25 protein-coding genes are annotated in these 22,564 nt (G+C 28.0%); 12 read left to right on the top strand and 13 right to left on the bottom strand.

Features of this window, described 5'->3' with window-relative positions; translation table 11 throughout:
* The first annotated feature begins 418 nt into the window (after nt 1–418).
* Nucleotides 419–877 carry an RNA methyltransferase gene (locus WG950_RS09310; protein WP_340931873.1) on the top strand — a complete coding sequence of 153 codons (459 nt, stop codon included), beginning with the start codon at nt 419–421 and terminating at the stop codon, nt 875–877.
* Nucleotides 878–880: 3 nt separating this feature from the next.
* Here the strand turns inward: WG950_RS09310 and WG950_RS09305 are convergent, their stop codons facing one another.
* Nucleotides 881–1,087 carry a hypothetical protein gene (locus WG950_RS09305; protein WP_340931872.1) on the bottom strand — a complete coding sequence of 69 codons (207 nt, stop codon included), beginning with the start codon at nt 1,085–1,087 and terminating at the stop codon, nt 881–883.
* A 116-nt stretch (nt 1,088–1,203) separates the two neighbouring features.
* Between WG950_RS09305 and WG950_RS09300 the strand changes: the two genes are divergently transcribed.
* Nucleotides 1,204–1,485 (top strand): Sec-independent protein translocase subunit TatA/TatB, encoded by a 282-nt coding sequence (locus WG950_RS09300; RefSeq protein ID WP_077810643.1) that lies wholly within the window; start codon nt 1,204–1,206, stop codon nt 1,483–1,485.
* 3 nt (nt 1,486–1,488) lie between these two features.
* On the opposite strand, the gene WG950_RS09295 is transcribed toward WG950_RS09300, so the two are convergent.
* The 4 genes from WG950_RS09295 to WG950_RS09280 form a co-directional block, all read right to left on the bottom strand.
* Nucleotides 1,489–2,130, bottom strand: coding sequence for an O-methyltransferase (locus WG950_RS09295; protein ID WP_340931869.1), 642 nt, complete (start codon nt 2,128–2,130; stop codon nt 1,489–1,491).
* Nucleotides 2,131–2,214: 84 nt separating this feature from the next.
* Nucleotides 2,215–2,478 (bottom strand): hypothetical protein, encoded by a 264-nt coding sequence (locus WG950_RS09290; protein ID WP_340931868.1) that lies wholly within the window; start codon nt 2,476–2,478, stop codon nt 2,215–2,217.
* Between the two features lie 3 nt (nt 2,479–2,481).
* Nucleotides 2,482–3,048 carry a sigma-70 family RNA polymerase sigma factor gene (locus tag WG950_RS09285; RefSeq protein WP_079737767.1) on the bottom strand — a complete coding sequence of 189 codons (567 nt, stop codon included), beginning with the start codon at nt 3,046–3,048 and terminating at the stop codon, nt 2,482–2,484.
* A gap of 27 nt (nt 3,049–3,075) precedes the next feature.
* Complete coding sequence (locus WG950_RS09280; RefSeq protein ID WP_340931867.1) at nt 3,076–3,555, bottom strand: nuclear transport factor 2 family protein; 480 nt, start codon at nt 3,553–3,555, stop codon at nt 3,076–3,078.
* Nucleotides 3,556–3,682: 127 nt separating this feature from the next.
* Between WG950_RS09280 and panB the strand changes: the two genes are divergently transcribed.
* The 6 genes from panB (at nt 3,683) to WG950_RS09250 (ending at nt 7,221) form a co-directional block, all read left to right on the top strand.
* Nucleotides 3,683–4,501: a 3-methyl-2-oxobutanoate hydroxymethyltransferase gene (gene panB / locus WG950_RS09275; protein ID WP_079737769.1), complete on the top strand. Its 819-nt coding sequence runs from the start codon at nt 3,683–3,685 to the stop codon at nt 4,499–4,501.
* A 98-nt stretch (nt 4,502–4,599) separates the two neighbouring features.
* Nucleotides 4,600–5,538 carry a 2-hydroxyacid dehydrogenase gene (locus WG950_RS09270; protein ID WP_340931866.1) on the top strand — a complete coding sequence of 313 codons (939 nt, stop codon included), beginning with the start codon at nt 4,600–4,602 and terminating at the stop codon, nt 5,536–5,538.
* Between the two features lie 24 nt (nt 5,539–5,562).
* Nucleotides 5,563–6,021, top strand: a complete 459-nt coding sequence (locus WG950_RS09265) for a DUF1801 domain-containing protein (RefSeq protein WP_340931865.1) — start codon at nt 5,563–5,565, stop codon at nt 6,019–6,021.
* On the top strand, nt 6,022–6,411 hold the full coding sequence (locus tag WG950_RS09260) for a VOC family protein (RefSeq protein WP_340931864.1): 390 nt from the start codon (nt 6,022–6,024) through the stop codon (nt 6,409–6,411). It begins immediately after the preceding gene.
* 32 nt (nt 6,412–6,443) lie between these two features.
* Nucleotides 6,444–6,818: a hypothetical protein gene (locus WG950_RS09255; RefSeq protein ID WP_340931862.1), complete on the top strand. Its 375-nt coding sequence runs from the start codon at nt 6,444–6,446 to the stop codon at nt 6,816–6,818.
* Between the two features lie 4 nt (nt 6,819–6,822).
* A complete protein-coding gene (locus WG950_RS09250; RefSeq protein ID WP_340931861.1) occupies nt 6,823–7,221 on the top strand; it encodes a DoxX family protein in 399 nt (132 codons plus the stop codon).
* 143 nt (nt 7,222–7,364) lie between these two features.
* Here WG950_RS09250 and WG950_RS09245 read toward each other — a convergent pair whose 3' ends face one another.
* From WG950_RS09245 to WG950_RS09230, 4 genes are read right to left on the bottom strand one after another with little or no spacing between them, the layout of a single operon-like run.
* A complete protein-coding gene (locus WG950_RS09245; protein WP_340931859.1) occupies nt 7,365–8,222 on the bottom strand; it encodes a class I SAM-dependent methyltransferase in 858 nt (285 codons plus the stop codon).
* A 54-nt stretch (nt 8,223–8,276) separates the two neighbouring features.
* A complete protein-coding gene (mnmG, locus tag WG950_RS09240; protein ID WP_340931858.1) occupies nt 8,277–10,154 on the bottom strand; it encodes a tRNA uridine-5-carboxymethylaminomethyl(34) synthesis enzyme MnmG in 1,878 nt (625 codons plus the stop codon).
* 44 nt (nt 10,155–10,198) lie between these two features.
* Complete coding sequence (ybeY, locus tag WG950_RS09235; protein ID WP_340931857.1) at nt 10,199–10,612, bottom strand: rRNA maturation RNase YbeY; 414 nt, start codon at nt 10,610–10,612, stop codon at nt 10,199–10,201.
* A complete protein-coding gene (locus WG950_RS09230) occupies nt 10,609–14,040 on the bottom strand; it encodes a DUF4175 family protein (RefSeq protein ID WP_340931855.1) in 3,432 nt (1,143 codons plus the stop codon). The genes ybeY and WG950_RS09230 overlap by 4 nt, the downstream gene beginning before the upstream one ends.
* 113 nt (nt 14,041–14,153) lie before the next feature.
* Here WG950_RS09230 and WG950_RS09225 point away from each other — a divergent pair, with 113 nt between their 5' ends.
* From WG950_RS09225 to WG950_RS09210, 4 genes are all read left to right on the top strand, one after another.
* A complete protein-coding gene (locus WG950_RS09225; protein ID WP_340931853.1) occupies nt 14,154–14,993 on the top strand; it encodes a hypothetical protein in 840 nt (279 codons plus the stop codon).
* 121 nt (nt 14,994–15,114) lie between these two features.
* Nucleotides 15,115–16,635, top strand: coding sequence for a glutamate--tRNA ligase (gene gltX, locus WG950_RS09220; RefSeq protein WP_340931851.1), 1,521 nt, complete (start codon nt 15,115–15,117; stop codon nt 16,633–16,635).
* A gap of 153 nt (nt 16,636–16,788) precedes the next feature.
* Nucleotides 16,789–17,718, top strand: coding sequence for an SPFH domain-containing protein (locus WG950_RS09215; RefSeq protein ID WP_340931850.1), 930 nt, complete (start codon nt 16,789–16,791; stop codon nt 17,716–17,718).
* Nucleotides 17,719–17,809: 91 nt separating this feature from the next.
* Nucleotides 17,810–18,685: a LytTR family DNA-binding domain-containing protein gene (locus WG950_RS09210; RefSeq protein WP_340931848.1), complete on the top strand. Its 876-nt coding sequence runs from the start codon at nt 17,810–17,812 to the stop codon at nt 18,683–18,685.
* 200 nt (nt 18,686–18,885) lie between these two features.
* Here WG950_RS09210 and WG950_RS09205 read toward each other — a convergent pair whose 3' ends face one another.
* From WG950_RS09205 to rnr, 4 genes are all read right to left on the bottom strand, one after another.
* Nucleotides 18,886–19,077, bottom strand: a complete 192-nt coding sequence (locus WG950_RS09205; RefSeq protein WP_077810662.1) for a Sec-independent protein translocase subunit TatA/TatB — start codon at nt 19,075–19,077, stop codon at nt 18,886–18,888.
* A 68-nt stretch (nt 19,078–19,145) separates the two neighbouring features.
* Nucleotides 19,146–19,835, bottom strand: a complete 690-nt coding sequence (locus WG950_RS09200) for a head GIN domain-containing protein (protein ID WP_340931846.1) — start codon at nt 19,833–19,835, stop codon at nt 19,146–19,148.
* A gap of 88 nt (nt 19,836–19,923) precedes the next feature.
* Nucleotides 19,924–20,247: a YbjQ family protein gene (locus tag WG950_RS09195; protein ID WP_340931845.1), complete on the bottom strand. Its 324-nt coding sequence runs from the start codon at nt 20,245–20,247 to the stop codon at nt 19,924–19,926.
* Nucleotides 20,247–22,472, bottom strand: coding sequence for a ribonuclease R (gene rnr, locus WG950_RS09190; protein ID WP_340931843.1), 2,226 nt, complete (start codon nt 22,470–22,472; stop codon nt 20,247–20,249). The genes WG950_RS09195 and rnr overlap by 1 nt, the downstream gene beginning before the upstream one ends.
* Between the last annotated feature and the right edge of the window lie 92 nt (nt 22,473–22,564).

Genomic DNA, 22,564 nt, shown 5'->3' with positions numbered 1-22,564 from the left:
ATTAAGAAAATTAATAGACTCTTTTTTAGTAACAGTTTTAAGAGAAGTATTAGACTCTATTAACTGATTTTCTTCCTCTTTTTCACAATTTCATAGTAATAACGAAATTCCAAAGAATAGAATTCCAGTTTTTAAAAGTTTAATTAATTTGTTTTTTTTCTTTTTCATAGTATTTAATTTTAGTAATTTTTTCACCAAACATAAAAGATAAAAACCTATTTGTCAATCCCTGAAAATGGTATAAATTCATATCCCTGAATTCAGGGATAAAAAATATAACACCTTAATTTAAAGGTTTTTATATTTTAAAAGTAAATGAATATTTATTTTCATTTAAATTTAAAAAAACTTAAAAAAAATAAATTTTAACTAAATTAATTTACTTTTATACCCAATAAATAAAACCTCTTAAAAAATAATGGTAAACAATTTAGAACAAGGTTTTTTCGGTATCGGAATTCAGAATGGAAAAACACCAGAAAACTTAGGCGTTTTATGGCGTTCGGCACAGAATATGGGCGCAAGTTTTATTTTTACAATTGGCAATAGATATGCAAAACAAGCTTGCGATACACATAAAGCTGTGGGTGCAATGCCTTATTTTCATTATGAAACTTTTGATGATTTTTTTGAAAACCTACCAAAAGGTGCAATGTTAGTTGGTGTCGAATTAGATGAAAAAGCAGTGCAATTAGAAACCTTTAAACACCCTAAACGTTGTGTCTATTTATTGGGCGCAGAAGATCATGGAATGTCTAAAGTTGCGATAGAGAAATCGCATCATTTGGTAAAATTTAAATCGGAATTGAGTTTGAATGTTTCTGTTGCCGGAAGTATTATTATGTACGATAGACAAGCAAAATTAAACTTCAAATAATCTTTAAGCAGATTTTACCTTATTTTTAGAAGCGTAGTAATTAATTATACATGCAATTGCGCCTAAAAACGGAACAAACAAAATAATTGCACCCCAAATTAAAAAACGTAAATTACTTTCACTTTTTGCAGCAAGTACAAGTGCTGTAATAATCAAAATTAATAAAAGACCAACAATAACTGTTACACCAAAAGAAGTAATAAAAAGCATCTTTTTTTTTAGTAAAAATACAGAATTATGTGGTTATTTGATATAGAAAACCAGAAAATTGCGTTAAACAATTATAGTTTATTCTTTTTATAAAAATAACTGACTATCTTTGTACTATGAATACAGTATTCTTATTTATTAGTGGTCCAGAGATTATGGTGATTATGTTAATCGTTGTAATGGTTTTTGGTGCAGATAAAATACCCGAAATTGCTAGAGGTTTGGGTAAAGGTATTAGGCAAGTAAAAGATGCCACCAATGATATTAAAAGGGAAATTAAAGACAGTTCAGAAAAAACTGGTTTAGATACAAATATCGCTAAAGACATTAATAAAGAAATTAATGCAGTTAAGGATGATATAGACGATTTTACAGGCCCAATTAAAAGGCAATTTTAACGTTTATTTTACTCTACTTATTGTTAAACCATCTCGTATTGGCAACAATACAGTTTCTATTCTTTCATCTTCATTTAACAACCTATTATATTCTAAAAGTACTTTAGTGTCTTTGTCTTTTAAGTCTAATTCTTCGACAACTTTACCACTCCAAAGTACATTATCAGATAAAATTATTCCGCCAGAATTCATTTTATCGATAATTAAATGAAAGTAATTTATGTAGTTAGATTTGTCTGCATCTATAAACACCAAATCGAACTTTTTATCTAAAGTTGGTATAATTTCTATTGCGTTACCAACATGTTGCGTAATTTTATTTCTAAATCCAGACTTTTCGAAATATTTATTTTGAAGTGTTTCTAATTCTTCATTTTTGTCTAAAGTGATTATCTCACCATCTTTATGCAAACCTTCTGCCAAACACAAAGCAGAATAACCTGTGTAAGTTCCAATTTCTAAGATAGATTTTGGCTGAATCAATTTTGTAATCATCGATAATATTCTACCCTGAAAAGCACCACTTAACATTCTAGGATTTAAAACTTTTTGCCAAGTTTCTTTAGTAAGTTCTTGTAAAATTTTAGGTTCTATTTGCGAATGTGCAACAACGTAATTGTCTAATTTTTCTGGTAAAAAGTGCATTTTATAACGATTAAGAAAGTTCAAAAATACAAAAAAACGGAACTTATAAATTATAAGTTCCGTTTTTTAATATTGTTATTTGTTTTATTGGTTGCTTTCTTCTAAAGCATTTTTTAAAGCGTCTTTTTCTTCGGATGACAAACAATGTTTTATACTCTTACAATTTTTAGAATAGCCTTTGTAAAGTTTACTTAAAGCCATGTTTTGTTTGGTATATTTTGCACAAATTCTACATTTAATAAAGTGAATATTTAACTTTATTAGCTCTTTAATAGAAGCTTCGCCATATTGGTTTTTATCACAAATTGCTGTGGCTTCGTCGCAGGTAATTTTTAAACTCTTAAACATTTCTTAATTATTAAACCAGTTATCTTCCATACATTTTCTAAGCTGAGTTCTAGCTCTGTGTATAATAACCCATAAGTTTGACGCTGTAATATCTAACTCCTTACAAATTTCTTCCGTTTCAAATTCTTGCACAGTTTTCATTCTAAAAACCATTGCATATTTTTCTGGCAAATTGTCTATACAAGCTTCTAATTGGTCTTTTAATTCTTCATTTTCTATAGAAGTTTCAGAAGTATTATCCCACTTTTGTGGTACTCTTTCTTCTAACCAATCTCCTTCATTTTCGCCATCATTATAAAAATTCATTCGAACTTCTGCCTGTCCTTTTTTAGAATTTATTTTTCTATAATGATCTATAATTTTTCTTTTTAAAATAGAAACCAACCAAGTTCTTTCAGAAGCTTTTCCTTTAAAATTCTTTGCAGATTTTAATCCTGCAAAAAAAGTTTCTTGCACAAGATCTTTGGCCAAATCACTGTTATTAACACGAGAAATAGCGTAATTATACAAATAATCGGCATAATTATCTATCCATTTATTTGTATTTATTGTGTGTATTTTTTCTGCCATTGATAATTTAAAGCCTCAAAGATAACGTTAATTTTTTTCTTTTAAATAGTTACAATCTTCTCTTCGTCTCATATCAACTAAATAAATAATTTTCCAGGTTCCGTTATCATTAAACAACTGAAAAGAGTTTGCACCACAATGACTAAACTTCTCATTAAAATAAAACTCATAAGGTGTCCAAACAGAAGCTAAGTTTCCATCAATCTTAATTGTGTAAGACAGTAATTTTTCTAAATAAACATACTCCGGATTTTTTTTAGCAATACTTGTTAATAATTGATTTCTAGTTTCTGTTTTTAGAATAGGTAAACCTTTTTTATTTGTACTTGTGGTTTGTATTTTAATATTTTTATGCAAAGTCTTTTTCATAATTGTACTATCACCTTTGTGTAATCCTTCAAAAAAAGTATGAATAACATTTTTAATTGCTATTTCTTCTGATTTATTTTGGGCAAATAACACATTAAATCCTAAAACTAAAATAATAAAAACGAACTTTTGTAACATACTGTTTTGATTTTTAAAAACATAAAACTACTAATTTTAAAATAATAATTTTTTATCCCTAGAATTTTAAATACCAAAATATCTATTGATATTCCTTACTTTTACAACCTAATAAAATGATAAAAATATGTCTGTAGCTAAGAAGCAATATAAACGTGTTACCGTAAAATCTTTGGTAGAAATGAAAGCAAATGGAGAAAAAATATCCATGTTAACTGCTTACGATTTTACAATGGCAAAAATTTTAGATGGTTCTGGAATCGATGTTTTACTTGTAGGAGATTCTGCATCTAACGTTATGGCGGGTCACGAAACAACATTGCCAATTACTTTAGATCAAATGATTTATCATGCAAGTTCTGTAGTTAGAGCAATAGAACGTTGTTTGGTTGTGGTAGATTTACCTTTTGGTAGTTATCAATCTGACCCAAAAGAAGCACTGCGTTCTGCTATTAGAATTATGAAAGAATCTGGCGGACATTCTATAAAATTAGAAGGTGGTAAAGAGGTTAAAGAATCTATAAAAAGAATATTAAATGCCGGTATTCCGGTAATGGGTCACTTGGGTTTAACACCACAATCTATCTATAAATTTGGTACGTATACCGTAAGAGCAAAAGAAGAAGAAGAAGCAGAAAAATTAATGGAAGATGCATTAATGTTAGAGAGAATTGGTTGTTTTGCATTGGTTCTAGAAAAAGTACCGGCTTCTTTAGCTAAAAAAGTAGCAGATGCATTAACAATTCCGGTAATTGGTATTGGTGCTGGTAACGGCGTAGACGGACAAGTTTTGGTTACGCATGATATGATTGGAATGACACATGAATTTAACCCTCGTTTTTTACGTAGATATTTAGATTTATACAAAGACATGACAGGCGCTTTCGAGAATTATATTTCTGATGTTAAAAGCGGAGATTTCCCAAGCGAAAAAGAACAATACTAATAAAAATTAAAACTTATAATTTTATATAAAGGCAGAAATCTAGAGACATTTTTTAGATTTCTGCCTTTATTTTTATCCAATAAATTAAAGTAAAAAACATGAAAATTTTACATTTAGATTCTAACCATCCATTGTTAATAAATCAATTAAATGCTTTAGGTTTTACTAATGATGAAGATTATACTTCTTCGAAAAAAACTGTAGAAGAAAAAATTCATTTGTATGATGGTTTTATCATTAGAAGTCGTTTTTCTATTGATAAAGCATTCTTAGATAAAGCCAAAAATTTAAAATTTATTGGTAGAGTTGGCGCTGGTTTAGAAAATATAGATTGCGATTATGCCGAAAGCAAAGGAATAACTCTAATTGCTGCACCAGAAGGCAATAGAAACGCTGTAGGCGAACATTCTTTAGCAATGCTGCTTTCTTTGTTTAACAAGCTAAATAAAGCCGATAAAGAGGTTAGAAATGGTAAATGGCTTCGAGAAGATAATAGAGGCATAGAATTAGACGGTAGAACAGTAGGTTTAATTGGTTATGGTAACATGGGAAAATCTTTTGCAAAAAAATTACGCGGTTTTGATGTAGAAGTATTTTGTTATGATTTAAAACCAAATGTTGGCGACAAAAACTGCAAGCAAGTTTCTTTAAAAGAATTGCAAGAAAAAGCAGATGTTTTAAGTTTACATACACCACAAACACCTTTAACTAAAAATATGATCAATGCAGCGTTTATCAATAATTTTAAAAAGAATTTTTGGCTGATAAATACCGCACGTGGAACATCTGTAGTTACTAAAGATTTGGTTGAAGCTCTAAAATTTGGTAAAATTTTAGGCGCAGGTTTGGATGTTTTAGAATACGAAAAATCATCTTTCGAAAACCTATTTTCAGATAATAAAATGCCAGAAGCTTTCGAATATTTAATAAATTCTGATAGAGTTATCTTATCGCCACATGTTGCCGGATGGACAATTGAAAGCAAAGAAAGGTTAGCTCAAACTATTGTAAATAAAATTAAATCTAAATTTTGTTAACTTGTTAGCACTAAATTTATACAAATGCAATACAAGGCAAATTCACCAGAAGATTATATAAATCAGGTTCCGAAAGAGCGACAAGAAACGCTTAAAAAACTGCGTAAAATTATCAAAGAAAATCTACCAAAAGGATTTGAAGAAGGTATGCAATACAATTTTATTAGCTTTTATGTACCACATTCAATTTATCCAAACGGTTATCATTGCAATCCAAAAGAACCATTGCCTTTTATGAGTTTTGCATCACAAAAAAACTCTATAAATTTATATCATAGCGGTATTTATGCAAATGAAAAATTGAAGAATTGGTTTGTAAATGAATATCCAAAACATTGCAAAAGAAAATTAGATATGGGTAAAAGTTGTATCCGATTCAAAAAAATAGAAGAAATTCCGTTTGAGTTAATTGCAGCATTGTGTAAAAAAGTAACTGTAGAAGATTGGATTTCTTTGTATGAATCTTCAATTAATAACAAATAGATGAAAAAAGGAAAAGTAATAGGAATTGGTGGTGTATTTTTTAAATCTGATAATCCACAAAATGCAAAAGATTGGTATCAAAAACATTTAGGTTTTAATACAGACGATTGGGGTGCTACTTTTTGGTGGAAAGATAAAGACGGTAAAGACGCTACCACACAATGGAGTCCTTTTAGCAGCGATACAGATTATTTTGAACCTTCTAAAAAAGACTTTATGTTTAATTATAGGGTAGAAAATTTAGTTGAATTATTAGCACAACTAAAAGAAGAAGGTGTAACTGTTGTTGGTGAAATTCAGGAATTTGAATATGGTAAATTTGGATGGATTTTAGACAACGAAAACAATAAAATAGAACTTTGGGAGCCAGTAGATGAAGCTTTTAAATAAATAGAACACTGATAATCATATAATTAATAAAAATGAATAAAGATTTAACACCAAATAAAAGTGTAAAAAACACTGATAAAAATGCTTTAGAAAATATAAAACAACAAGCAAAAGAGCTTAAAAAGGAGGTAAAAGATAAAGCAACAGAGTTAAAAGAAGAATCTAAAGAAGCTTTTGAAACAGTAAAAGAAAAAATGAATGAAACTTTTTCTGAAGAAAATATTGACAAAGTAAAAGAGAAGTTAGATGAATATACAGATGATGCCAAAGAAGTTTTAGAAGATGTCTCTGAAAAAGCCAGTGATGCAGTAGAAAATTTAGCAGATTTAGCAGAAGATGCTAAAGAAGGAATAGAAGAAGCTACAACTAAAACAAAAGGATTTTTTAAACGATTATTCGGAAAATAAAAACATGAAATTATTATCTAATTATCCTGCAGAAATTTTAATTCTTTTCTTTTTAATAATTACTTATGTACAATCTAGCATAGATAAAATAACAGACTGGAAAGGAAATATTGCATTTATAAAAGATCATTTTAAAAACTCTCCATTAAAAAATTACGTTCCGGTTTTACTTGCTGTAGTTTTAGTTTTAGAAATTTTCGCATCAATATTAATGATTATTGGAGTTTATGAAATTTACACATCAGAAGCCAAAGAAATTGCTTTGTTAGGAATTGAGCTCTCTGCGATTACTTTACTTTTTTTATTAGTTGGTCAACGTCTTGCAAAAGATTATGCAGGAGCGATGTCTTTAACCGTCTATTTTATCTTAACAGTAATTGGTGTTTATCTTCTAAATAATTAAAAACTATTAAATATAAATTTAAAATAATTAAAAACTATTAAAAAAGGTCTTAAAACATGCGTTTTAAGACCTTTTTTAATTATTAGATAGTATTTATACGTTTTCGTAATAAAAACACAATTAAAACCTTTAAAAATCTGTTTTTAGTAGTTTTTAAGAACATAAATCAGTGAGGAATACTCAGAAGTTGATCTTGCTTTAAAATTTGATACAAAACCAACGTAACTTGCTTTTAAAGGTTTCGATTTACCTGATTTGTATTTTTCGCTTAATAATGAAACATAATAACTATCAAATTTCATAGGTAAAGTATTTTCTACTATCATTTCTACTTCAGAAAATAATTTATGAATAGAACATTGACTAAAATGCCAAAGATGTCTTGGTACATCATAAGCAGCCCAATATTCTTTATAATACTTTGCATCGTAACTTTTATAATTAGGTACAGCAACCACTACCCTACCATTTGGCTTTAATAATTTTTTTAAAGTTTTAATAGTTTTCTTTAAACTCTCTACATGTTCTAAAACATGCCAAAGAGTAATAACATCAAATTTCTTATTTGAAATTTCAAACAAATCACTTTCTAAAAAGATACCTTTAGTTTCTGCAATTTTTTTAGCATCTAAACTTGGTTCTACTCCAAAAGTTTCCCAACTATTATTTTTACAAACTTTTAAAAAATCTCCGGTTCCTGCACCAACATCTAAAACAGATTTAGTTTCTGTTTTAAAAGAATTAAGTAAACTTAACTTTTGTTTTAAAGTATGGTTTTTTACTTTTTGATAAACTTTATCGAACAGTGATTTTTTACTATCTGTATGTGAAATGTAGTTTTCACTTTTATAGTAGTTTTCTAAATCTGCTGGCACAGGAGACGTAACCAGCATTTCATAATCTTGGTTCTGCATTACTTCAAAAGTATCACCAGAAACAGTATAATCTTTACAATTTAAAAGAGGGATTAAATTTGTATAGAGTTCTTTTTCATTCTCCATATTACTCAATTTTTAAATTTGTTCCACGAGGAACATTTGCAATTTTTCTTTTTTTTATCTTCCCATATAAACCAAAAGCACAGAAATATCACTAGGTGATACACCGCTAATTCTACTTGCTTGCGAAATAGATACTGGTTTAATTTTATTTAATTTTTCTCTAGCTTCAAAAGAAAGAGATTTTACTTTTTCATATTTAAAATTAGAAGGTATTACAACATTTTCTAACCTATTTAATTTATCTGCATTGTTCTTTTCTTTATCAATATATCCCGAATATTTTAAATGAATTTCAGCTTGCTCTATCACATCTTGTTGAATGTTATTTTCAATTATAAAATCATTTAATTTTTTTATAGATTTAAAATCATCAAAAGACAATTGAGGTCTTGCAGCAATTTTAAACAATTTCATAGATTGATTCACTAATGCTAAATTTTTAGCCTCTAAAATAGGATTTACCTCTTCTTGTTTTACACTAGTTTTATGCAAAAACTGAATCAACATTTCTGTCTTTTCTTGCTTTTCTAAAACACGATCCATACGTTCTTTAGATGCTAAACCAATTTCAAAACCTCTTGGTGTTAATCTTAGATCTGCATTATCTTGTCTTAACAAAGTTCTATATTCTGCACGAGAAGTAAACATTCTATATGGTTCTTCTGTACCCTTAGTGATTAAATCATCAATTAAAACACCAATATAAGCTTCATTCCTTTTTAAAATAAAAGGTTCTTTATCTTGTACTTTTAAAGCAGCATTTACACCAGCCATTAGACCTTGCGAAGCAGCTTCTTCATAACCAGTTGTTCCGTTAATTTGACCAGCAAAATATAAGTTCTCTATTAACTTTGTTTCTAAAGTATGTGTTAATTGTGTAGGCGGAAAATAATCATACTCTATCGCATAACCATATCTTAAAAACTTTACGTTTTCAAAACCATCTATAGAACGTATTGCTTTATCTTGAATATCTTCTGGCAAAGAAGTAGAAAAACCATTTACATACATTTCTACCGTAGACCAACCTTCTGGTTCAACAAAAATTTGATGTCTATCTTTGGTTGCAAAACGATCTATTTTATCTTCTATAGAAGGACAATATCTCGGGCCCGTAGATTGTATTCTACCATTAAACATTGGCGAACGATCAAAACCTTCACGAAGTAAATCATGAACATCAAGATTTGTATACGTCAACCAACAAGAACGTTGTTTTTGTAATGCTTTTGTGGTTGGTAAATAAGAAAACTTTTCTGTAATTTCATCACCAGGTTGTTCTAACATTTTAGAATAATCTAAAGATCTTCCATCAACTCTTGGCGGAGTTCCAGTTTTCATTCTTCCAGATTCAAAACCTTTCGCAACTAAATCTTCTGTAATTCCTTTTGACGCACCTTCACCTGCTCTACCACCACCAAAACTTTTATCACCAATATGAATCAATCCGTTTAAAAAAGTACCTGCTGTAACAATAACAGTTTTAGATTTTATCTCTAAACCTAAAGCAGTTTTTACACCAACAATTTTATCACCATCAAACAATAAACCATTTACAGAATCTTGATAAAAATCTAAATTATCTGTTTGCTCTAGCATCGTTCTCCAACATTCTGCAAATTGCATTCTATCAGATTGTGCTCTTGGACTCCACATTGCAGGTCCTTTAGATTTATTAAGCATTTTAAATTGTATTGCTGTTTTATCAGTCACAATTCCGCTATAACCACCTAACGCATCAATCTCTCTTACTATCTGTCCTTTTGCAATTCCACCCATTGCAGGATTACAACTCATTTGCGCAATATTTTGCAAATTCATTGTAATTAACAATGTATGTGCACCCATATTTGCACTCGCTGCTGCTGCTTCACTACCAGCGTGACCACCACCAACTACTATAACATCAAATATTGTTGAAAATAAACTCATTTTTTATAGTTCCACGTGAAACGTGTAAATTAACTTATTGATTTTTAATATTTTAACTCTTTTAAAGCAAGGTTTTCTTGTAAAGTCATCTCATTTTGATCAGCTTCTGTTTTATCTTTAAAACCAATGTAATGTAAAACGCCGTGAATAATTACTCTATGCAATTCTTCAGTAAATGAAACTTTAAAATCTTTGGCATTATCCTCTACCCTTTCAATAGAAATATATATATCACCATTTATAAGTTTACCAAGTGAATTGTCGAAACTAATAATATCTGTAAGTGTATCGTGTTGTAAAAATTGAACATTTAATTTATGAAGATAATTATCATCACAAAAAATATAATTAATTTCACCTAACTCACAGTTATGTTTATCAATAATAGTTTGAATCCAATTTTCTGTTGAACTCTCATTATCTAATTTAAAATTGGTTTCGTAATTAAACGTAATCATTTTGCTTTATTCTTAGGTAGAGAAAAAAATTCTCTAACCTTTAATTTATAATTTTGTTGCAAAGGTAATGATTGTCTGTTTAATATTTCTATTTGATTGTAAAACTGCTTTTTAAATTCTAAAGCTTTAATAGTATTACGTTTATTAAGTAAATTATTAGTATTGGATTTACGCTTACTATCTTTTCCTTGTTCTAAAGCTGCTTTATCTAATTTTAATAATTCGTAATTGAGGCGCTGCATTTTCTGAACTGTACCGGCATTAAAACCTTTTTCTAATATTTCGTTTTCTAACTGCTCCATGGTTTTTAAAACCTTTTTTGCATTAGAATTGTTTCCAGAACCTGATTCACCAGATTCTTTTATAGCATCTTGAAGCTGTTGTCTAAGTTGGGTTTGTTCTTTATAAATTTCATAAAGTTCTCCATCTAAATCATAGTTATCAGAATTACCTTGTCCATTATTTTTTCCATTTCCACCCTCACTATTTCCTTCACCATTACCTTTTTTATTTCCTTTTCCGTCTTTACCGTCTTTACTATCTTTTCCAGATTGACCTTTTTCTCCTTTTTGATTTCCTGGTTTCTTACCTTCTTTACCACCCATTTTACTTTCTCCGGGTTTCGATCCTTTTTTCATTCCTTGCTGCATCTTCTCTGAAAGTTCACCCTGTTTTTTAATGATATCAGGTAAACTGAATCCATTACCTTTACCCTTTCCTTTTCCTTTACCCATTTTCATTGAAGCATTTTTCATACTATTTAACATATTACTTAAGTAATCTGCTAAATTATTTGTAGCTGTCATGACATAACGTTGATTAGAAACACCGTTGTTAAACCTATTTTCTGAAAAATTTTCTAAAGACTGTTCTAAATTATAATGTGCAGATGATAAGTCGTCTTGTATTTTAGCCGAAATTTTAGGAAGACGCATAGAAAGCACATATAAACTATCATCTATATGTTCAAAATAAGTTCTTATGTCATTTTGCTTTTTTAAGTCTTTACCAAAATCTGGATGTGTGGTAGAAATTTCACTAAACTTATTCATTAAATTTTCTTGTTTGAAAGAAAAAGTGACTAAGTTTTCTAAAATTTTACGAAGATCATCCATATTTTCTTCTATGGATTCTCCTTCCATCTCCATCATCGCTTGCTGCATTTTAGAACTCATTTCTTTCATCTTAGCAGCACTTTTTTTCTGAGAATCTTTAGCAGATTTTTGATCTTTTTTTTGGATATCTTCTTCAGACTTTTTTAAAGTTGAATCTATAGCCTCTTTTTCATCTTCAACATCTGGCAGTTCCATTGGCTCTTTTAATTTTTCATTATCCTTAGCCAATTCATCTAATTCTTGTTTTAATTCGTTAAACTCTTTGTTAATTTGTTTTTGGGAATTTAAATCTAATGAATCTTGCTTTACTAAATCTTCCTGTTTTTTTGATAATTGATCTAACTTATTAGCAATTTGCATGGTTTTTTGCTCAACGTAAAAACGCTTTGTTAATTCTAACATACGTTCTAAACTTCTTTGTTGTTGTTTATTTTGTTGTGCTAATTGTTTAGCCTTTTTAACCAAGTCTTCTTTGTTTAACTTTTCTGCAAGTTTTGCAATTTCATCTAAGAGTTTTTGTTGCTTATCGGTTTTCTTTAATTCTTCGATGCGCTTTTTTAATTCTTCTTTTTTATTCTGTAAATCTTCAGATTGTTCTTTCTTTTCATCTAAATTTTCTTGCAACATATCAGTTTGACGTTGCATCATATTTTTATATTGTTCTTGTCTTTTTATAAAACTCTCAACCTTCTTTTTATCATTCCAACCTAACTTTTTCTTATTCTGAAGTTGTTCTTTTATTTGATCTAAGTCTTTCTGTTGCTTTTGTTGTTTCTGAATAGAGTTTTCTAAACTATTAATTGTATTACGTTGTTCTTGCAAAAGCTCCTCTTCTACTTCATCATTTGTTTTTTGACGATATTTAAAAACTTTAGTACGCGCTTTCTTACTTCCGTTTACAGCATCATTATCAAAAACTTCAAAAAATAATTCATAATTGATACCTTTTTGTAAGTTTAAATTATTTGGAAATTCATAAAAAAAAGTTTGAACATTTGTACTAGAAATTTTTAGTTGATCTGTTTTAATCGCTTCAGGATTATTTTCATCATAATAAATTAATTGCAATTTCTTTAAACCATAATCGTCAGAAATCTGACCAGCAAAAAAAGCAGTACCTCTAGAAATGGAATCGATATTTGTTTTCACTTCAATTTCTGGTAATTCATCTTTTATAACATTTACAGAAAACTGTAAATTTTCATAATCTTGTAAATTAGCATTAGAAGAAGAAATTTCATAATTAACAGTATTTCTTATTCTTTTAGAAAATGTAAAATTATCTTGTCCTTCGTTTTTAAATTTTTCCCTTTTGTTATTATTGATAAAAAAAACTTGGTTAGTATTTACTGCAGTAACTAACCAATTAATCTTTGTGCCTTCTGGTACAATTAAATTACCAGAATTATTTATAACTTCATTTTTTTTGCCTGTGTAAAAAGGATATTTTAATTCTAAACTTATATTGTTAATAACTGGAGTTTTTACAATGTCTATTTTATAATTATTCGATAAAACTCCGTTGGATTCTAAATAGAAATCAACAGGATTTAAAACATCAGAAAAAGTGTAAGAAAAAGTACCATTATTGTTATTGTTAAGAAAATATTGCTCGTTATTAAAATGAATTTTTACTTCGGATGGATAAACTTCACCAATCGTTTTTACATCTATTGTAATAGAATTTCCTTGAATTACTTTTAAAGAAGTATTGGTAATATCAAAATAAAATGGTGCTGGCGGCGTATATGCAGTTCTATGGTTTACAACTCTATCTAAACTTTCAGAAAAAATTTGTTTATTATCTGTAAATAAGATAGTTACAAAAATTAAAATAGGGAAAATAGCATATTTTAAATACTTTTTATTCTGAGTAAAATCAATTGCTTTAACAAAAGGAATCGGTTGTAAATCATTAGATTTTTGATTGATACTTGCCAATAATAATTCTGATTGTAAAGACGATTCTTGTAACTGAATTACATTTAACAATTTATCTTTTACATCCGGAAAATGATTGCCAATTATTGCTGATGATTCTTTTAAAGAAATCCCTTTTCGTAGACCAAATAATTTAAAAATTGGAATAGCAATAAACTTAATTAATAGAAATAATTCTACTAAAATAAAAAGCCAAAACAAAAATGTTCTTGCCGTTGGTTTTAACCATAAAAAATACTCTAAAAAAAGAGTAAAAAAGAAATATAAACATCCTAAAGAAAGAAATAAAATTACTCCTTTAATTAATTCGTTTACGTAATATTTTCTTGTAAACTGATGTAGCTTTTGCTCAATTATTTTAAATGCGCTCATAATCAACTAATAAAAATAGTATTTTTGATAGGATTTACAATGAAATTAAATGTTAAAAGCTTTTTGTAAGTTTTTAAAAAAGTTTGCAACTAAATTTAAATAAAAAAAAGATCATGAAAAATAGCCTTAAAATAGTATTTTTTATAGCAAGTTTATCAGCATTTTCTCAAAGTCCGTGGACAAAAGAAAAGAAAGATTTGTTTCTAAATTTATCTTACACTTCAATAGCAAATTACAACGAATTATTTGGCGATCCATATTATAAAACCGAGAAAAATATTACAGATAAAACGTATCAAATTTACGGTGAATATGGGTTAACAAATAAAACAGCATTTGTTTTTAATATCCCTTTAAAATCTATAAAAACAGAAGATACTAACAATTTAATATCTAGCTTAGATTCTGGTTCTAAAACTGCTTTTGGTAATATATCTTTGGGTTTAAAACATCAATTTTATAATAAAAATTGGGTTATTTCTGGGCAATTGGTTACAGAATTAAATACAAGTTCTTTTGATGAAAATACAAAAATTAGAACTGGCTACGATGCTTTTACCTTTACACCTCAATTGCTAATTGGTAAAAGTTTTGGTAAAACATTTTTACAAACACAAATTGGTGCAGATATAAGAACAAACGATTACAGTAACAATTTTAAAATTGGTGGAGAATTTGGTGGTAAAATATCAAAAAATATTTGGTTAATTGGCTTTGTAGATATTGTAAAGAATTTAGATAATGGTGTATACAAACCAGGTGAAATTAATCCGCAAACATTAACACCAAGAAATGGTTTGTATGTAACAGATCAAGAATATGGTGCTTACGGATTAAAAGGAATTTTACAGTTGTGTAATTTAGGTATTACAACAAGTTTTGGTAATGCTTTTTTTGGTAATAACGTTCCTAAAAAAACAGCTTTTTCAATCGGAATTTTTAATACATTTTAAGCCAAAATATTATTAAATAATACAGACTTTAGAAAATAATATTCTAAAGTCTTTTTTTTGGTCTCTAATTTCTATTTTCTCTTTTAAAAACTATCTTTGCAGCATTAAAAAACAGAAAAAAATGGAATCTAATGTTCGTGTGCGTTTTGCACCAAGTCCTACAGGACCTTTACATATTGGTGGTGTAAGAACAGCTTTATATAATTATTTATTTGCAAAAAAATACAACGGTACTTTTGTATTACGTATAGAAGATACAGACCAAACTCGTTACGTTGCAAATGCCGAACAATATATTATAGACGCTTTAGAATGGTGTAATATTCCTTTTGATGAAGGACCAAATAAAAATGAAAAATTTGGACCATACAGACAATCTGAACGTAAAAATCTTTATAAAGAATACGCAGATATTTTAATAAAAACTGGTTGGGCTTATTATGCTTTTGATACATCAGAACAATTAGATGCACATAGAAAAGGACACGAAGCAGAAGGAAAAACGTTTATTTACAATTGGCATAATAGAGAAAAAGGCAAATTGGTAAATTCTTTGGTATTAACTGATGATGAAGTGCAAGCAAAAATAAATGCTGGCGAAAATTATGTAATCCGTTTTAAAACACCGCAAGACGAACTTTTAAGAATGGAAGACGAAATTCGTGGAAATATTAAAATTGATACCAATACTTTAGATGATAAAATTTTATTTAAAGGAGATGGTATGCCAACTTATCATTTAGCAAATATTGTTGATGATCATTTAATGGAAATTACGCATGTAATTAGAGGGGAAGAATGGTTACCGTCTATGCCATTGCACGTTTTATTATATAAAGCATTTGGCTGGGAAGCACCAAAATTTGCTCATTTACCATTAATTTTAAAACCAGTTGGTAAAGGTAAATTAAGTAAAAGAGACGGTGATAAATTAGGATTTCCTGTATTTCCGTTAGAATATACCAACGAAAAAACTGGTGATGTTTCACGTGGTTATAAAGAAGATGGATATTTTAATGATGCTTTTATAAACATGTTAGCTTTCTTAGGATGGAATCCTGGTACAGAACAAGAAATCTTCTCTTTAGAAGAATTAATTGCAGCTTTCGATTTAAAAAGAGTTAGTAAATCTGGTGCTAAATTTAGTCCAGATAAAACAAAGTGGTTCAATCAGCAATACATGCAAACAAAGTCTGATACTGAATTAACAGAACTATTTTTACCAATTTTAGCAGATAAGGGAATCACAAAAGACAAAGAATACGTTTTAAAAGTTGTTTCTGCTATTAAAGAAAGAGCTGTTTTTGTAAATGATTTTTGGGATTTATCTAATTTCTTTTTTGAAACACCAACAGAATACGATGCCAAAGCTTCTAAGAAAAACTGGAAAGAAGGAACTGCTGATTTAATGAATGAATTAATTACCGTAATTTCATCAATCGAAGATTTTTCATCAGAAAATACAGAAAAAGAAATAAAAGAATGGATAACTGCGAAAGAAGTTGGTTTTGGTAAAGTTATGCAACCATTAAGATTAAGTTTGGTTGGTAAATTAGCTGGCCCACATTTGTTTGATATTATTGCTATGATTGGTAAAGAAGAAACTTTATTAAGACTTAAAAACGCCATAGAAAAATTATAATTATTACAACTAAATAAAAAGCCTCTCGTTAATTTCGAGAGGTTTTTTTTATTTTAAAATGTAACATTATAAACAAATCTGCGTCAAATAATTAAATGCTTAAAAGAAGTATATTTACAATTCAACTATTTATTAACTATTAAAAACCTTGTTATGATATCACCACCATTTATTATTTTTATTGTTATAATCGGATTAATAATTTTTGCATCATTTTTTATTGTAAAACAGCAAAGCGCAGCTATTATAGAACGTTTCGGAAAATTTCAAAGCATAAGACAATCTGGTCTTCAATTTAAAATACCTTTAATAGATAAAGTTTCTGGTAAGTTAAGTTTAAAAATTCAGCAGTTAGATGTAATTATAGAAACAAAAACTTTAGATGATGTATTTGTAAAATTAAAAGTTTCTGTACAATACAAAGTTATAAGAGATAAAGTTTATGATGCGTTTTATAAATTAGATTATCCTCACGATCAAATTACTTCTTTTGTTTTTGATGTTGTAAGAGCAGAAGTACCAAAAATGAAATTAGATGACGTTTTTGTTAAAAAAGATGATATTGCAATTGCAGTAAAAAGAGAATTACAAGAATACATGACAGATTATGGTTATGATATTATTAAAACTTTAGTAACAGATATAGATCCAGATGCCCAAGTAAAAGCTGCCATGAATAGAATTAACGCTGCAGATAGAGAAAAAACAGCAGCACAATTTGAAGGAGATGCACAACGTATTTTAATTGTAGAAAGAGCTAAAGCAGAAGCAGAAAGCAAGCGTTTACAAGGACAAGGTATTGCAGACCAAAGAAGAGAAATTGCACGTGGTTTAGAAGAATCTGTAGAAGTTTTAAACAAAGTTGGTATCAACTCGCAAGAAGCATCTGCTTTAATTGTTGTAACACAACATTATGATACTTTACAATCTATAGGACAAGAAACAAATAGTAATTTAATTTTATTACCAAACTCGCCACAAGCAGGTAGCCAAATGCTAAACGATATGGTTGCAAGTTTTACAGCAAGTAACCAAATTGGCGAAGCAATGAAAAATGCTAAAACTAAAAAATTAGAAGAATAATTAATTGTTCTCGATAACAAAACTAAAAAGACAGTAATATAAATTACTGTCTTTTTTTATTAATTTTTTTTATTTTTACTAAAAAATTTTAATGAAAGCTATTTTTTCATGGTTAAATAAACCGTATTATTTTAATCCTAAACCTCTGTATAAGTTAAAGATAAGTATTTATCATGGTTTATTTATTTTTCTTTTTTTATATATTTTTAGACCTTTTTATCTACACGAATTTGATGAAATTATATTACCATATACCATAGGTATTGGTATTACAGCTTTTGTTGCCACTTTTTTAATTTTATACTTACCAGCACTTATTTTTAAAGATTATTTTAGTGAAGATAATTGGACTATAGGCAGAAATTTATTATTAATGTTTGTTGGTGTAACCTTTATAGGAGTTGCTTTATGGTATTTTGGTGAAATTTATAAAGAACCCTATAACCTAAGAAAAATAAACCTTTTACAATTCTTATCATATACTTTTTTAGTTAGCCTTATACCCTTAACATTTTTTGTATTTCTAAATGAAAAAAATATAAGATTACGAAGAGAAAAAAAGGTTAAAGAAATTAGAGAATTAAAAAAAGTACAAGAACTAAATAACACAGAAAAATTAACTAAAGAAGTTAGTATAACATCAGAAAATGGTAAAGAGAAAATTAGTTTTTGTATCGACAATTTAGTGTATGTAACTTCGCAAGGAAATTATGCAAGTTTTTTTATTAAAAAAGATGACAAAATTAATGAGAAAATATTACGAGTTACACTTGCAAAAATTATTGCAAAATTAGAAAAATATCCTACTATTATTAGATGTCATAAAAGTTATATTGTAAACACCAATTATATTACAGATATTTCTGGAAATGCAAGAGGTTATTTATTAAAATCTAAGGTTATTGAAATAGATATACCTGTATCTAGAAGTTTTTCTAAGCAATCATTATTAAGATTAATTAGTTAAACGTTCCCATTTATCCCAAAAACCCAATAAATCTTCCTTTTTACAACAAATAAGTTAAAGATATTATAATGATAACTATATTTGTCTCGAAGAAATTTAGATTAAATATTTGGGGGAATATTTTAATTTGATAACTAAAAAGCTCAACTTGTATTTATACAAATTGAGCTTTCTTATTTTGTTAAAAAAGTGATTAATATCTACTTTTTTTCTTCTAGTTTTTCTTCTGGATTTTCTTCTTTAGAAGCGTTTTTAAATTCCTTAATTCCGCTACCTAAACCTTTCATTAATTCTGGTATTTTTTTTCCACCAAATAATAATAAAACAACTACAAGTATAATTGCAATTTGAGGTCCGCTAACAAATCCAAAAAAAATAGATAAATTATTCATCATTATATAATTTTATAAGTTACAAAGATACAAAAAAGGTTGTTAAAGCAATCTAATCTGTTTCTGTATTAATTTCTTTTCTCGATAATACCACCAATAACCTTTTTGTCTTTTACAACTTCTGGGTTTCCTTTATAAAATATTGTACCACCAAAACTTACTTTAGCATTTAAAGTTTCGCCAGCATTTATTTCTGCTTTTGCACCTGTACCAGCTTTAACATTAGAATTACCTGTAGATTTTAAATTAAAACCATGGTAAATACCATACAAATCTAAATCTACTTCTTGGTTTTTAGATGCACCAGAAACTTTAATAATACCGCCAGAAGTTGCTCTAATACTTAAATACTTTGTTTTTGTAGTTAAGTTAATAAAACCTCTTTCTTGTGCATTTAAAGATACTTTATCTTGGTTAAAATCTTTACTAGTAATAGTTGCACCTTCATTTACATCAATTAAATCTATATTTTTATTGTAATATAATTTAATAAGTATTTTACCTTCTGCAGAATTATCTGATGGTTTTAAAGAAAAAGGTAAAGAAAGTTTTAATGTATTATTTACATTTTTGATTTTTACAAGATTTGCCTTCTCACCTGTAATTTCTATTTTTTGGTTAGAAGCTTTAATCAATTCTAATTCTATACCATTATATACTTTAAGCGTGTTAAAGTCTCCTAGATCTTGTTTAATTGTATTTTGTGCGTATGTTGATAAACCAACAATAAAAGCACATACTAAGATTAAATTTTTCATTTTTATAAGTTTGATATTTAATATAAAACAACAATTATACCATTATAATAAAGGAAAATTATTAAAAATATTATAAATCTATACGTGTTTATTTTACTTTAACAGCTGTACCAGTGATAGAAACCAATAATGTAGACGAGTTTGCAAGCGGTTCTACATCTAATTGTATACCAACAACTGCATTTGCACCTAACTTTGTCGCATTGTTTTTTAAATTCTGAAATGCTTTTTCTTTAATACCTTCTAATGCTAAACTATATTTTTCGTAATATTTAGACATACTAAACATATCTTTAAAAGATAGTTTAGATCCGTTAGCAGAATAACTAGAATCGTAAGCTGTACCCGTTACAATACCTAAATAATCTACTATTTTAAAATTTTCTATGTTGTTTGTAGTTGTTAAAATCATTATAAGTAATCTTCAATTAAATTAAAATCTAAATGTTTACGCTCTAAATCTGTTTTTTTAACTTGTACTTTTACATCATCACCTAATTGATACATGTTTTTTGTAGATTGCCCAACAATAGCATATTGTTTTTCATCAAAAATATAATAATCGCTTTTTATATCTCTAATTCTTACCATTCCTTCGCATTTATTAGTAGAAATTTCTACATAAATACCCCATTCTGTTACACCTGTAATTACACCATCAAAAACTTCATCTTTGTGATCTTGCATGTATTTTACCTGCATGTATTTTATAGAATCTCTTTCTGCTTTTGATGCTAATTCTTCTCTTTTAGAAGAATGTTTACATTTTTCTTCGTACAATTCTGCTTTTGGCGATTTTCCGCCATCTAAATAATGTTGCAGTAATCTATGTGTCATTACATCAGGATAACGTCTTATAGGCGATGTAAAGTGGCTGTAATAATCGAAAGCTAAACCATAATGACCAATATTTTGTGTGGTATAAACTGCTTTAGACATCGATCTGATTGCCAAAGTTTCTATCATATTAGATTCTGCTTTACCATTTACATCATTTAATAACTGATTTAAAGTTGCAGATGTACTTTCTTTAGTTTCTGTATTTATCTTGTAACCAAATTTACTAATGATGTTTTGTAAAGAGGCTAATTTTTCTAAATCTGGCTCATCATGAACTCTGTAAATAAAAGTATCGTTAGAAGGTTTTCCTTTTTTACGACCAATAAATTCTGCTACTTTTCTGTTAGCTAATAACATAAATTCTTCAATTAATTTATTAGCATCTTTAGATTTTTTAAAGAAAACACCAACTGGATTTGCTTCTTCATCTAAATTAAACTTCACTTCTACTCTATCAAAAGAAATTGCACCTTGTTTCATTCTCTTTTTACGCAATACTTTTGCTAATTTATCTAGCTGTAAAGTTGCTTCTACAATTTCTGGTGTAACTTCGTATTCTTTGTCTATGATAGAAGTTTCTAATGGCATTGTATAAGGTTGTACATCATCAGATAATTCGCAATTTTCTATAATAGATTGTGCTTCTTCATAAGCAAAACGTTGGTCTGAATATGTTACAGTTCTACCAAACCACTCTCCTACTACTTGCGCTTTTTGATTAATTTCAAAAACTGCAGAAAACGTTAATTTTTCTTCGTGTGGTCTTAAAGAACAAACACCATTACTTAACATTTCTGGTAACATTGGTACTACTCTATCTACCAAATAAACAGATGTTGCTCTGTCATAAGCCTCATCATCTAAAATAGTTTTTGGTTGTAAATAATGCGAAACATCTGCTATATGAATTCCAACTTCGTAATTACCATTTTCTAATTTTACAAAAGACAAAGCATCATCAAAATCTTTTGCATCTTTAGGATCTATGGTAAACGTTAAATCTTTACGCATATCTCTACGTTTAGAAATTTCTTCTTCAGTAATTTCTAACGGTAAACTTTCTGCATCTTTTTCTACTTCTTCTGGAAACTCGTATGGTAAATCATATTCTAGTAAAATAGAATGCATTTCTGTATTATGATCTCCTGGTTTACCTAGTACTTTGGTTATTTTACCAAACGGATTTTTAGAGTTTTGTGGCCAATCAGAAATTGTAGCTTGTACTTTATCTCCGTGTTCGGCACCATTCATTTTGTTTTCAGAAATAAAAATATCGGCATACATTTTATTACTGTCTGGTAACACAAAACCAAAGTTTTTACTTTTTTGTAAAACACCAACAAATTCTGTTTTAGCACGTTCTAAAATTTCTACAACATCTGCTTCTAACTTCTTACCGCTTCGTTTTTTATATACATAAGCTTTTACAATATCGTTGTGTAAACCTTTACCTAAATTTACATTTGGTATAAAAATATCATCTTCATAATCTTCTGTAACAAAGTAACCATTACCGTTAGATGTAATATCTAAAGTACCTACAGAGTATTTTCTATCTGCATTTATTTTAAATTTACCTCTATCTACTTCTACAATTTTTTTTGTTGATGCTAATTCTGCCAACTTTTTAATTACTTGGTTTTTACCATCGGTATCTACAATACTTAATTTTGCAGCAATTTGTTTGTAATTGTAAAACTTATCGCTGTCTTCATTTAAAATTCTGAATATATTTTTAGTTAAATTTTTTACGACTTTACCTTTCTTTTTATATATTTTTTTCTTTTTTTTTGTCATTTATACTTCTGTTTTAGCGTTAATTCTTTCTGTTTTTTTGATAAAAATTAACGTACTCTGCAAATTACAATTATAAGTTTAATAAAGCATTA

Source organism: Polaribacter marinaquae, from assembly GCF_038019025.1.
GTDB lineage: Bacteria > Bacteroidota > Bacteroidia > Flavobacteriales > Flavobacteriaceae > Polaribacter > Polaribacter marinaquae.
The sequence above is the reverse complement of the archived record's forward strand: the minus strand, read 5'-3'. Positions and strand labels throughout refer to the sequence as shown.